15 protein-coding genes are annotated in these 10981 nt (G+C 65.9%); 8 read left to right on the forward strand and 7 right to left on the reverse strand.

The window, feature by feature from the left end:
- From SxD43FB_RS24715 to SxD43FB_RS09580, 4 genes are all read left to right on the forward strand, one after another.
- Positions 1-115, forward strand: a 115-nt coding sequence (locus SxD43FB_RS24715) for an integrase core domain-containing protein (RefSeq protein WP_141249483.1), incomplete at its 5' end; no start/stop codon positions are given.
- Positions 116-459: 344 nt separating this feature from the next.
- A complete protein-coding gene (locus SxD43FB_RS09570) occupies positions 460-1512 on the forward strand; it encodes an ArsO family NAD(P)H-dependent flavin-containing monooxygenase (RefSeq protein WP_096061977.1) in 1053 nt (350 codons plus the stop codon).
- Between the two features lie 91 nt (positions 1513-1603).
- Complete coding sequence (locus tag SxD43FB_RS09575) at positions 1604-2479, forward strand: aminoglycoside phosphotransferase family protein (protein ID WP_096061978.1); 876 nt, start codon at positions 1604-1606, stop codon at positions 2477-2479.
- A gap of 528 nt (positions 2480-3007) precedes the next feature.
- The gene (locus SxD43FB_RS09580) at positions 3008-3352 is read left to right on the forward strand and encodes a UrcA family protein (RefSeq protein ID WP_096062082.1); all 345 of its coding nucleotides are present in this window, start codon (positions 3008-3010) and stop codon (positions 3350-3352) included.
- Positions 3353-3536: 184 nt separating this feature from the next.
- Here SxD43FB_RS09580 and SxD43FB_RS09585 read toward each other — a convergent pair whose 3' ends face one another.
- Complete coding sequence (locus tag SxD43FB_RS09585) at positions 3537-4280, reverse strand: LytTR family DNA-binding domain-containing protein (protein ID WP_096062083.1); 744 nt, start codon at positions 4278-4280, stop codon at positions 3537-3539.
- Positions 4281-4285: 5 nt separating this feature from the next.
- Positions 4286-5398: a histidine kinase gene (locus SxD43FB_RS09590; RefSeq protein WP_096061979.1), complete on the reverse strand. Its 1113-nt coding sequence runs from the start codon at positions 5396-5398 to the stop codon at positions 4286-4288.
- 158 nt (positions 5399-5556) lie between these two features.
- Between SxD43FB_RS09590 and SxD43FB_RS09595 the strand changes: the two genes are divergently transcribed.
- The 4 genes from SxD43FB_RS09595 to SxD43FB_RS09610 all read left to right on the forward strand — a co-directional run bounded on the left by SxD43FB_RS09595 (position 5557) and on the right by SxD43FB_RS09610 (position 7405).
- Positions 5557-5766, forward strand: a complete 210-nt coding sequence (locus tag SxD43FB_RS09595; RefSeq protein ID WP_096061980.1) for a hypothetical protein — start codon at positions 5557-5559, stop codon at positions 5764-5766.
- Positions 5767-5849: 83 nt separating this feature from the next.
- Positions 5850-6104, forward strand: a complete 255-nt coding sequence (locus SxD43FB_RS09600) for a hypothetical protein (protein ID WP_096061981.1) — start codon at positions 5850-5852, stop codon at positions 6102-6104.
- A 160-nt stretch (positions 6105-6264) separates the two neighbouring features.
- On the forward strand, positions 6265-6813 hold the full coding sequence (locus tag SxD43FB_RS09605) for a hypothetical protein (protein ID WP_096062084.1): 549 nt from the start codon (positions 6265-6267) through the stop codon (positions 6811-6813).
- Between the two features lie 139 nt (positions 6814-6952).
- Complete coding sequence (locus tag SxD43FB_RS09610; protein ID WP_176482733.1) at positions 6953-7405, forward strand: hypothetical protein; 453 nt, start codon at positions 6953-6955, stop codon at positions 7403-7405.
- A 9-nt stretch (positions 7406-7414) separates the two neighbouring features.
- On the opposite strand, the gene SxD43FB_RS09615 is transcribed toward SxD43FB_RS09610, so the two are convergent.
- The 5 genes from SxD43FB_RS09615 to SxD43FB_RS09635 form a co-directional block, all read right to left on the reverse strand.
- On the reverse strand, positions 7415-8110 hold the full coding sequence (locus tag SxD43FB_RS09615; protein ID WP_069064925.1) for a tRNA (guanine(46)-N(7))-methyltransferase TrmB: 696 nt from the start codon (positions 8108-8110) through the stop codon (positions 7415-7417).
- Between the two features lie 49 nt (positions 8111-8159).
- Positions 8160-9251, reverse strand: coding sequence for a hypothetical protein (locus tag SxD43FB_RS09620; RefSeq protein WP_096061983.1), 1092 nt, complete (start codon positions 9249-9251; stop codon positions 8160-8162).
- 98 nt (positions 9252-9349) lie between these two features.
- Positions 9350-9745, reverse strand: coding sequence for an MAPEG family protein (locus SxD43FB_RS09625; protein WP_096062085.1), 396 nt, complete (start codon positions 9743-9745; stop codon positions 9350-9352).
- Positions 9746-9824: 79 nt separating this feature from the next.
- A complete protein-coding gene (locus SxD43FB_RS09630) occupies positions 9825-10538 on the reverse strand; it encodes a TorF family putative porin (RefSeq protein WP_096061984.1) in 714 nt (237 codons plus the stop codon).
- A gap of 7 nt (positions 10539-10545) precedes the next feature.
- Complete coding sequence (locus tag SxD43FB_RS09635) at positions 10546-10956, reverse strand: hypothetical protein (protein WP_096061985.1); 411 nt, start codon at positions 10954-10956, stop codon at positions 10546-10548.
- Positions 10957-10981: the final 25 nt, after the last annotated feature.

The raw sequence follows: 10981 nt of genomic DNA on the forward strand, positions 1-10981 counted from the left end.
GCTGCCAAAATGGCTCGACCACTATAATCGCGTGCATCCGCATCGCGCTCTCGGCTACAGATCGCCAAGAGAGTTTATCGAACGTTCAACCCGTGAGGAACTGTCCGGCCTTTAGGGGGCAACAACAAGCGATATTGCGCCGATCGACGAGCCGTGTTTCCAATGGATCAAAACTTTGAGAGAACTGGTATAATTGGAAAAAACCAATTTGGTTTGATGCTCATTCCAACTGCAAGCGGTGCGTTTTTTTTAGAATTTTATAATGGAACTTCAAGCGGCCATTGCGATCCATCAACGCTGAAGTGAAACGAGGGCTTACAATCGATTCGGTTTACTGCTCCCGCCGCAAAAACACTGGCCAAGCGTACTTGGCTGGCGCACCTTCGGTGCTACCGTGCCGCACCTGATCCTGCCGCCGGGCTGGCGGAGGGGCGGTGCGGCGATTGAGGATGTGATGCCATGACTGATCCTGTCCCACGCGATATCGTCGTCATCGGGGGCGGGCAGATGGGGGTGGCGCTCGGCTATTATCTGCGCCGGGCGGGGGCGGATTTCCTGATTTTGGATGCGGAAGACGGGCCGGGCGGGGCGTGGCGGCATGGGTGGGAGTCGTTGCGGCTGTTTTCGCCCGCTGGCTATAGTTCGCTGCCCGGCTGGCTGATGCCGCCGCCGGCCCATACGGGCTATCCGACGCGCGATGACGTGCTGGCCTATTTGCGGGACTATGAGGCGCGCTATGCGCTGCCGATCGAGCGGCCGGTGCGGGTGGCGGCGGTCGAGCAGGCGGGCGATGCTCTGGCGGTCGTGACCGACAAGGGGCGCTTTGCCGCGCGGATGGTGGTCAGCGCGACGGGCACCTGGTCGCAACCCTATATGCCCGACATGGCGGGGCGGGCGCTGTTTGCGGGGGTGCAGGTCCATTCCGCGCATTATGTCGGGCCGGAGGCCTATGCGGGGCAGAACGTGCTGGTGGTCGGCGGCGGCAATAGCGGGGCGCAGATCGCGGCGGAGCTGGCGCCGGTGGCGCGCACGATCTGGGTGACGACGCAGGAACCGCTGTTCCTGCCCGACGATGTCGATGGCCGGGTGCTGTTCGAGCGGGCGGTGGCGCGGATGAAGGCGGGGCCAAGCGATGTGCCGGTGGGCGGCATTGGCGACATCGTCATGGTGCCGCCGGTCAAGGCGGCGCGGGCGCGCGGTGACCTCAGCACTCGGCGGCCGTTCACGCGGATGACGGCGACGGGGGTGGTGTGGCCGGACGGGTCGGAGACAAAGGTCGATGCGATCATCTGGTGTACCGGCTTTCGCCCGGCGCTGGCGCATCTGGCGGGGCTGGGCGTGGTGGAGGCGGATGGCCGGGTTCTGGTGGAGGACCAGCGGTCGATCAAGGTGCCGCGGCTGTGGCTGGCGGGCTATGGCGACTGGTGCGGGGCGGGATCAGCCACGCTGATGGGTGCGGCGCGGACGGCGCGGGATCTGGCGGCGAGGCTGGTCGAGGCGCGGGCGGTTTAGGCGAGGGGGGCTTTGAGGGTGGAGGGGGGCGCGTTCCTGCTGCCGCAAAAGGGCTGGTCAAGCGCCTTCCGCTGCGGCACATCGCGCCGCTATGCGCCTACCTGATCCTTCCACCTTCATCGCCGCCGGGGCCAGTGCCGAGGTGTTTCGGCTTGGCGAGGGGCGGGTGTTGAAGCTGTTTCATGACGGGATCGACCCCAGCATCGTCGCGCGCGAATATGCGATCGCGCGGGCGGTGCAGGCGAGCGGGCTGCCGGTGCCGCGCACTTATGGCGTGCAGGAAGCGGGCGGGCGGCAGGGGATCGTCTATGCCGACATGGCGGGGCCGGACCTGCTCGCTTATATGGCGCGCAATCCGCATCGCGGGCGCTGGGCACTGGGCGAGATGGCGCGGTTGCAGCAGCGGATTTCGGAATGCCATGTGCCGACGCTGCGCAGTCGCAAGGCGATATTGCGCGTCGACATAGAGGCGGCGCCGGTGGGCGAGCGGCTGCGCGCGGCGGCGGTCGACCGGCTGGACCAGCTGAACGAAGGCGATGCGCTGTCGCATGGCGACCTGCACCCCGCCAATCTGATCGTGACCGAGGAGGGGCTGGCGGTGATCGACTGGTCGCGCGCGGCGCGGGGCATGGCGGCGACCGATGTGGTGCGGACCGAGATGGTGATGCGCTTCGGGCCGGGCGGGGATGTCGGTGGCGAGGGCGGCGCGGCGGTGCTGGGCTGGGCGGCGGCGAAGATGCGCGATGCGGCGAGCGCTTATTATGTGCGGCGGCACCGGGCGCTCACTGGGCTGGACCCCGAAGCGCTGGCGGCGTGGCGGGCGCTGGTGGCGCTGGCGTGGATGCGGCAGCGGGCGCCGTCGCGCGATGCGGCGTTCGAGGCCTATCTGGTGGAGGCGTTGCAGGTGGCGGGGCTGCCGCCGCTGGAGCGGGATGCGCCGCCCATGTCGTTGGTCGGGCCTGATTGACGGTTGATCCCGCGTCCATGCCGCCCAGCGGGAGCGGAGGGCCGATTATCGAACGGACGGCGCATCGGGCGTGCGCTGCCCTATAATGGCGGTAAGTTCAGAGACGGTTCAGCCCTGATGGTGTCGTCTCCGGCCTGACAGTTTATCCCGATCCCGGTGTGCCCGACAGCAACCTGGATACGCCCCCGGCCATCCCTTGCGCCGGGGGCGTTTTCTATTGTCCCTCCCATCGTTACGATTCGCGCTTTCCCTTACGGCTCATGTCGTTCGTGGCGCGGCGACATGTCGTTCGTCCTGCGGTTGGTCGGCGCGATTTTGCGCTTCGTCGGTGCAGGCGTCGTTCGCCGATGACGCGGGCTGCCGGTCGAAGCGGGCGGGCATCGGGCGGGGCGCGGGGCTAAACAGGATGGGCGAACGGGGCAGGACGCCGACCCCAAGACCCCGGCTCCCCCCGTTCGCACCCCGGCCCGCTGCGCAGCCCCCCATTTGGCGGCGGACCGGCCAAACCAGATTTTGAGGAGATAGATGATGTTCCGTTCGACCCTGTTTGCCGCCGCCGCTTCCGCCATCCTGTTTGCCAGCGCCGGTGCCGCTTCCGCCGAGGATTTCGCCTCCAATGGCCGCACCAGCCCGGTCTATCATGGCGACCTCGACCTATCGAACCCCGCGCATCAGGCGCAGTTGCGCAGCCGCATTGCGCGTGCCGCGAGCCGTGTGTGCAGCGCCAGCGACCTCGCCACCATGCAGGCGTGCAAGGCCAAGGCGATCGCCCGCGTCGAAGCGCCGATCAGCGCCGCGATTGCGAGGGCCGAGACGAGCGAGCGCTATGCCGATGCGCGGGGCAAGGACGGGTTGCCGCTGGTCGCAAACTGATTGGTAGCGCGACGTGATAGAGAGAAGGCCCGGTGAATTGCCGGGCCTTTTTTGTGTTTCGGCATCCTCCCCTGGTAGGGGAGGTGGCAGGGCGTAGCCCTGACGGAGGGGTGTCACGCTATCGTGAGGGTGACACCCCTCCACCGCCTTCGGCGGTCCCCCTCCCCTTACAGGGGAGGATTGGTTAGCGGCCGGTCATGGCTCTGGCGTTGGCGAGGAAGGTGCGGCCGATGCGGATTTCATTGCCGTCGGCGAGCGCCGCGAACCACACGCCGCTGCCGTCATGGCGCAGGCGGGCGATATGGTCGCGGCGGACGATGTGGGAGCGGTGGAGGCGGACGAATTGCTGCGGGTCGAGCCGTTCCTCCAGGCTGCTGATCGTCTGGTGGAGGAGATAGCTGTGGCTGCCGACATGGAGGCGCATATAGTCGCGCTCCGCCTCGATCCGGTCGATCTGGTCGGTGGCGATGCGGATGAGTTCGGAGCGGTGTGGCACCCAGAATTCCTCGGCCCAGTCGGGTTGCGCCTCGGTCGAGATGGCGGGGGCGTCGGTGGGGGCCACGCTGCGCGCCGCCTCAACCCGGTCGATCGCGCGGGTGAGCCGGTCATGCGCGACGGGCTTGAGCAGATAGTCGACGGCGGCCAGATCGAAGGCCTCGACCGCGAAACCTTCGAAGGCGGTCACGAAGATGATGGCGGGGCGCAGGCCCATGCGGCTGACCGCGCGGGCGACGCCGATGCCGTCGAGCAGCGGCATGGCGATGTCGAGCATGACGAGGTCGGGCTTGAGCGCTTCGATGAGGCGGAGGGCGGCTTCGCCGTCGCTGGCGGTGCCGCAGAGCGTCAGGCGCGGTTCGCGCGCGCACAGCATCTGCAGCCGCTCGATCGCGAGCGGTTCGTCATCGACGATCATGGTGCGGATTGACATGGGGATCAGCAACTCTGACGGATGATGGGGAGGGTGATGAGGACGGAGAAGCCGCTGCCTTCGCGCGGACCATAAGCGATGCGGCCCTGATCGCCAAAGCGCGCGGTCAGCCGGTCGCGCACATTGGCGAGGCCGATGCCGCTGCCGCGATCGGCGTCGCCGGGCGGCTGGTCGCCATTATCGGTGACGTTGATGTGGAGCAGGTCACCATCGGCGCGGGCGGTGATGCGGATCTGCACCGGGCTGGACGTGCGCGACACGCCATATTTTATCGCATTTTCGACCAGCGGCTGGAGGATGAGGCCGGGGACGCAGGCGGTCATCAGGTCGGCGGGAATGTCGATGACGCTCGTCAGCCGTTCGGGGAAGCGGACACCCTCGATATCGAGATAGAGTTGCTGGAGATGGACTTCCTCCGCCAGCGGCACGTCGTCGAGCGGATCGCCGGTCAGGCTGGTGCGGTAGAAGTTGGAGAGCGACAGGATCATCTTTTCCGCTTCGTCGGGCTTGTTGCGCATGACGAGGGTCGAGAGGCTGTTGAGCGTGTTGAACAGGAAATGGGGGTTCACCTGATAGCGGAGCGAGCGCAGTTCGGCCTGCTGCGCGGCGCGTTCCAGCCGGGCGGCGCGGCGTTCGGTGCGGTGGACTTCGCTGGCGTAGGACAGAGCGAGGTAGAGCGCGGCCCAGGCGGAGAGGAAGAAATAGCGGCTGATCGCATCCTCGACGATCTGGATCAGCGCGAAATGTTCTTCGCTGCGAAATTTCATCCGGTCGCCATCAGTGAAGATGTTGACCGGGTCATAGACGTTGAACATGTAGAAATTGGCCGACGCCATGGCGAGCGCGAAGGGCGCGGCGAGCGAGAAGGCGGCGACGACGCGGACGCTTAGCGGCTTCGTGTCGAAGCGGCGCAGCATCAGGTAGAAGATCCAGGTCGTGACGATGCCGATGACGGTGACGATGGCCCGGCGGGCGGCCAGCTCATAGGGGGCATCGAAGCCCATGACCGTGGCGCGCAGCGTGACCAGCACGGCATAGAATAACCAGAAGCCGAGAATGGAATAGAGCGCGATCGCAGGCGAAATGCCGCGTTCGCCGTCGTCGGGCGCATGTGTCATGGCATCCTGTTTACGCGCGCGTGGGCCGCTTGTCGCCCCATCGCGTGGCTGCTGGTCGAAGCGGTTGGCGCGTTGGTCGAACGGCGCGCGGGAACCGGGATGCGGCCCGGCCCGTTGATCGGGCGAGATGCCTGTGTGGCATTGAGGAGGAGAGACGCATGACCCCGATTGATCATTCCCAGACCAAGGCCCACGAGCAAGCCGACGCGGCGCGCAGCAGCGACGCGCAGGACCATGTTCGCGATGCCGAGGAAAAGCTGGACGAGGAATTGGAGGATTCGATGGACGCATCCGATCCGCCGTCCAGCACGCGACCCGGTGACAAGGGTGAACCCGTGCCATCTTCGGGCTTTACGCCGGAGGATTGATGGTTTTTCGATCCGAACGATGATAGAGTTTGCGGGCGGCAGATGAAGCCATCGCCGCCCGTAACGAGAGGAGCCTGCACCCCATGCCGACATCCGCAACCCCCGCCGTCGAGCGCATTGCCCGCGTCCTGGCAGGGCGGCATCTGAGCCATAATGGTGAGGGCAGCGATCCCCATGCCGCAGGGGCCGTGGATGCGGCGTGGCAGGACCATGTCGAGGACGCCTATGCCATCCTGCATACGTTGCGCGAACCGGACGCGCAGATGGCGCAGGCAGGCGATGTGACGGTGTGGCGCAGCATGATCGGCGCGGTGCTGGCGCGGCGACCGGGAGCGTAACGGGCGACGCGACCAAATGATGATTGTCATCCGATTTACATGTTGCGCTGCACAAGGAAATCTGATCCCTTGTGAACGGCGGCGGAACAGGCGCTTAAGCCTTCAGTAACTATAGAGGGCGCATGTTCTGACGATCGACTACGGGTCGGAGGGCATGAACATGGGTACGAATGCAAAACCTGCGGACGGCGCCATTACCTTGGCGGAACTGCGCGAGTTCGCGAGCTTCTCGTCTGCCACGCAACGCTATATTCGCCGATCGCTCGACATCGGCCTGCATCGCCGCGACGCGATGAAGCTATGGTCGCGCGACATGGTCGAGGAAGCCTCCATCCGCGCGCAGGCGCGCATCTATGGACGGCTGGATGAGATCAAGGCGCGGGTGCCCGACGATAGCGGGTTGGAACAGGTGGAGCCGTTCATGGCCCCGCTGGTGACCATCTCCGCCTTCGACCTGGGGCAGGACCGGCTGGCCAGTTTTTCCTCCTATCGTTTCCTATACGAGCGGCTGTTGGGCGCGGGCGCGCGGCCCTGGCTGCCCGGTGCCTTTTGCGCGGCGGCGAGCCTGCCGCATCTCCACCCTGAAAAGCGGCGCATTTTGTTGCAGTCGATCAGCGAGGCGGCGGCGACGGCGGCGGGCTGGTCCAATCGCGAGCCGAGCTTCTACCCCGAATGGGTCGAGAAGGTCGATCTGAGCAAGGCGAACTGACACTGGACGTTGATGCCCGCATCCGGGGGGAGGCGGGGATTGGTGAAACCGACGGCGCAGCGGACGTTGTTCGCTGCGCCGTTGTCATATCGGGGGTTGGCCTGGTCCAGGTCGGCCATAGGGGAGCGAAGCGATGCGGATGATGGGCAAGATCGCGGCTATGGCTTCGATCGTGATCGGATCGGTGGCGACCCCATCGGTTGGGGCGGCCCCAGCGACCGTTGTGCGCAATATCGGCGTCGGCGATCCGCAGCGGCGGGCGGTGCTGGATGCGTTGCGGCCAGAGATTGCGCGCGATCTTGGGCAAACGGTGCAATTTGTGGTGCGGGCCTTGCGCGTGCAGGGCGACTGGGCCTTCGCCCATGTCGTGCCGCAGACGACCGCCGGTGATGCGATCGATTTTACCCGGACACGCCATGCCGAGCGGCTGCGCGCCGGGATGCTCGATGGGCCGGATGTTTATGCGCTGTTGCAGCGGACGGGCAGCGCGTGGCGGGTGCGCGATTTCGTCGTGGGGCCGACCGATGTAGCCTATCTGGCATGGCCGGACGCCCATGGCGCGCCGCCCGCGCTATTCGAGGGGGCGGACTGAGCCTGCGGCTCAGCGCTTGCGATAGCGGAAATACCAGACTTCATGGCCCAGCCGCCGGGCCTTGGCCTCATAGCGGGTTTCGGGCCAGCCGCCGGGGCGGGTGAGGAAATCCTTGGGGTCGCTGGCCAGCCAGTCGAAATCGGGATGGCCGTTCATCACCATCAGCGCCCAGCGCAGATAGACAGGGTGATCGGTGCCGAAGCGGAATTCGCCGCCGGGCTTGAGCTTGCGCGCGATCATCGCGACAGGGCCGGGGTTCATCATCCGGCGCTTGGCGTGGCGCGCCTTGGGCCAGGGGTCGGGATGGAGCAGATAGACGAAGCTGAGCGATCCGTCGGGGATGCGGCTCAGCACGGTCAGGGCATCGCCCATATGGAGGCGGACATTGCCGAGCGCGCCGTCGCGAATATGGCCAAGCGCGGTGACGACACCGTTCAGGAACGGCTCGCAGCCGATGAAGCCATGGTCGGGCAGCAGATCGGCGCGCCAAGCCATATGCTCGCCGCCGCCGAAGCCGATCTCGAAATGGAGTGGGCGGTCATAGCCGAACAGATCCGCGGCGGTGATCGGCCCTTCGTCCGGCACGGACACGGCGGGCAATAAGGTATCGACCAGTTCTTGCTGCGCCTGACGCAGCTTATGCCCCGACTGGCGGCCATAGAGGCGGTTGAGCGTGGTCGGATCGCCGGGTTTATGCGCTGTCATGGGGCGGCCGCTTAGCGGGCGTGGGCGCGCGGGGCAAGCGGGGAGGCGGCTACTCCCCCTTCATCGCGTCAGGTGATAGGCTGATCGTACTGCCTTTGCCATAGACGCTCGTCGTTGACAGCGGGTTTTCGCTTTGCACGATTTCGACAGCCTGCGTCGGTGGAGGCATGGCGTCATAGCTGGGATATTGCACCCATTTGTCGAGTTTCATGACCGTAACCGACCATGGCGTTGCGCCATCATCCTTGGCTGCGTCCCCAAGCAGGATCCCAGCGAGCCAATCCTTACCGATCTCAAGCAGTTCGCCTGAATCGCCCAAGGGAATGAGATAGCCGCCCTCTCCGCCTTCCTTCTGATAGACAGGCAGCCTGCCACCGATGCGGTCGCCATGGATGCATAGTGCCGGGTGCTTCAGCACTTTCGCTTTGCTACGTGCCTCAGTCGCCAGGCTGCCCCTCATGGCTCCCAAAAGAACGGCTGCGCCATCAGCTTTCATCTTGGTGGCGCGCGGCCCAAAGGCGATGGGCTGGGGGCAGCGCGTCAGTGGCGAGGCGGCTATCAGGGGAGGAAGCTTCCTTGGCCAATCGAGCGCATCCATGAATTGCGCTATAGCGGTGTCGAGCTGCGCTGGGTCAAGATTGGGCGATGTCATGCGAAGTTTCACCACCCATTCGCCGATGGCCACCAACGCGACGCCGCTGCTCCGGCCGATCTTGGTGATCGTGAAACTCTGGCGAAGACCTGATGCGATGGGGCTACCGGGCAGGGTGAAGACGATCGGATCACCCTGATGCTGCGGTTCGCCGAACTTGCTGTTGGTGGCGATCATCGTCGCTGCCACATCGAACCATAGTGCGGTGGAGGGAACCGCCGCATGGTACAAGTAGACGTTGACGTGGGTGCGGGAGACGGGGTCGTCATAAGCGACCGACACGTCGAGTAGCGGGCCGCCGCTAAGATCCATCACGTCGCCGCGCGCAAAAGTGCCGATGGTGGGCGGCAGGCCGATCTTCGTGGGCTTGTGCGTCCAGCTCTTGCGGGCAGACGCCTCGATGCGGGTAGGTTGCGTCTGGGCATAGCTGCTATGTGCGGCGGATAGTGCGGTTATGACCGCCGCTATCTCGATCAACCTGCGTTTCATGGCTTGTTCTCCCCCGTACCGAGCGGCTTACCCTAGCGCATGGCGTATGGAAGAACAGGCCAATTTATTCGACGGTCGCCGCCTTTGACCCACTCGTGTCAGAGACCGAGCAGGGGCCAGAGGACCATGCCGAGGCCGATCAGGCTGACGAGGAAGATCAGCGTGCGGATCATCGGGATGCCAAGCGCATAGACAGGGAGGTAGGCGAGGCGCGCGCCGAGCCAGATCCAGGCGCCGAGCGCGGTCATGTCGCTGGTGCAACCGGCCAGCACCACGCCGATCAGCGCGACGATGGCGATGGGCAGGGTTTCCTGAAAATTGGCCTGGGCGCGGGTGAGGCGTCCGGCGAGGGGATGGAGCGGCGGGAGCTTTTCGTCGCGCGCGCCCATGTTCCAGCGCGGGCCATATTGTTTGGTCTTGAAATGCGCCGCTGCGAAAATGTGGACGAGCAGCAGGACCATCGACCATGCCAGTATCGTCAGTTCGACAGCCATAGCGCGCGCCTCCATTGGGGTAAGGGGCGCACGCTATGGCATTGCGGTGGGCGCGACAAGCGCTGGATGTGGCGCGCGCTTAGAGGCTGAAGCCGACGCGCGCGATCAGGCGGTCGCCGGCATGGGTGCGGGCGGGGCCGTCAATGCTGCTGCCAGCATAGCGGATGCCGGCGAACCATTGGCCGCGATACCAGTCGAGCGCGACGCCATGGTCCCAATAATTGCCATCGGGGCGCAGGCGGGCGGCGGCGAGGGGATCACGCACGCTGCCCGACGAGCGGCCGACATGGCCCGACAGGGTGAAGGGCGTGCCGGGGACGGCGACGGCGGCGGCGGCGGAAACATAGAGATTGTCGCCGCCGATGGCCGATTGGCGCGGGGCATAATGAGCGGCGATGTCGACGCTGGCCGGGCCGATGAGGAAGCCTGCCTGTGCGCCGACTTCGCCATAGCCCTGATCCGAGGCACCGGGGAAGAGATGATAGCGGCCCTGCGCGGTCAGCCGCCAGCCGCCGATCTGCTGCGACCAGCTTGGGCCGATGTCGATCACCGCGTCGGCGCCGCCATGGCGGGTGCTGTCCCATAGGGTGGTGGCTGCGCCGTCGAGGCTGAGGCCGGAGGTGACGGGGACGGACAAGGTGCCGCGCAGCACTGGGTCGCCATCGCTCCAGCTCAAGCCACGGCGGCGTTCGTCGCTGGCGGCTTCGAGCGTGGCGGCAAGGCCGCGATCCTGCGCGACCGCCGGAAGGGCATGGACGGCGAGCCCGAACGCCGCTGCCCATGCCACCCGCATAGCGCGATCAGTTCGACGCAAGCGCGCGCACCGAATCCAGTTCCGCCATCAGCGGCGCGCGATCGCGTTCGGCCATCGCCATCAAGGTCGAATGGATGCGATCGCCATGCTGGGCCAGCACACGCTGTTCGAGATTTTTGCCACGCGAGCAGGCACCGGACTCGCTGCCCGAAAAGCGGGTATCGCTGGCGATGGTGCGGGCCAGCGCGGGGCCGTGATCCAGCTTGCGGTCGACGACGACCGTGGCGGTCCAGTTGCAGCGTTGCATGTCCATGCGATTGGGCGTCTTGGCACCCACGGTTCGTGTCTGGACGTCGGCACGGGCGGTGTAGATCGCCTGAACCGGCGTGCCCTGATGCGTGAGTGGAACGGTGTGGGTGGCGGCCGCGGCCGCCAGGGCGATAAGGGTCAAACTCATGTCATTCTCCTGCTTTTTGGCGTCA

The sequence above is a fragment of the Sphingobium sp. D43FB genome (assembly GCF_002312805.1).
In the GTDB taxonomy this organism is placed as follows: Bacteria; Pseudomonadota; Alphaproteobacteria; order Sphingomonadales; family Sphingomonadaceae; genus Sphingobium.

Excerpts from the sequence above, each read along its gene's own strand:
- SxD43FB_RS09625 (WP_096062085.1), bottom strand. The coding sequence starts at position 9,745 with ATGGCTGTCGAACTGACGATACTGGCATGGTCGATGGTCCTGCTGCTC.
- SxD43FB_RS09620 (WP_096061983.1), bottom strand. The coding sequence starts at position 9,251 with ATGAAACGCAGGTTGATCGAGATAGCGGCGGTCATAACCGCACTATCC.
- SxD43FB_RS09595 (WP_096061980.1), top strand. The coding sequence starts at position 5,557 with ATGACCCCGATTGATCATTCCCAGACCAAGGCCCACGAGCAAGCCGAC.
- SxD43FB_RS09605 (WP_096062084.1), top strand. The coding sequence starts at position 6,265 with ATGGGTACGAATGCAAAACCTGCGGACGGCGCCATTACCTTGGCGGAA.
- SxD43FB_RS09635 (WP_096061985.1), bottom strand. The coding sequence starts at position 10,956 with ATGAGTTTGACCCTTATCGCCCTGGCGGCCGCGGCCGCCACCCACACC.
- SxD43FB_RS09600 (WP_096061981.1), top strand. The coding sequence starts at position 5,850 with ATGCCGACATCCGCAACCCCCGCCGTCGAGCGCATTGCCCGCGTCCTG.
- SxD43FB_RS09580 (WP_096062082.1), top strand. The coding sequence starts at position 3,008 with ATGTTCCGTTCGACCCTGTTTGCCGCCGCCGCTTCCGCCATCCTGTTT.
- SxD43FB_RS09590 (WP_096061979.1), bottom strand. The coding sequence starts at position 5,398 with ATGACACATGCGCCCGACGACGGCGAACGCGGCATTTCGCCTGCGATC.
- SxD43FB_RS09570 (WP_096061977.1), top strand. The coding sequence starts at position 460 with ATGACTGATCCTGTCCCACGCGATATCGTCGTCATCGGGGGCGGGCAG.
- SxD43FB_RS09585 (WP_096062083.1), bottom strand. The coding sequence starts at position 4,280 with ATGTCAATCCGCACCATGATCGTCGATGACGAACCGCTCGCGATCGAG.
- SxD43FB_RS09630 (WP_096061984.1), bottom strand. The coding sequence starts at position 10,538 with ATGCGGGTGGCATGGGCAGCGGCGTTCGGGCTCGCCGTCCATGCCCTT.
- SxD43FB_RS09610 (WP_176482733.1), top strand. The coding sequence starts at position 6,953 with ATGATGGGCAAGATCGCGGCTATGGCTTCGATCGTGATCGGATCGGTG.
- SxD43FB_RS09575 (WP_096061978.1), top strand. The coding sequence starts at position 1,604 with ATGCGCCTACCTGATCCTTCCACCTTCATCGCCGCCGGGGCCAGTGCC.
- SxD43FB_RS09615 (WP_069064925.1), bottom strand. The coding sequence starts at position 8,110 with ATGACAGCGCATAAACCCGGCGATCCGACCACGCTCAACCGCCTCTAT.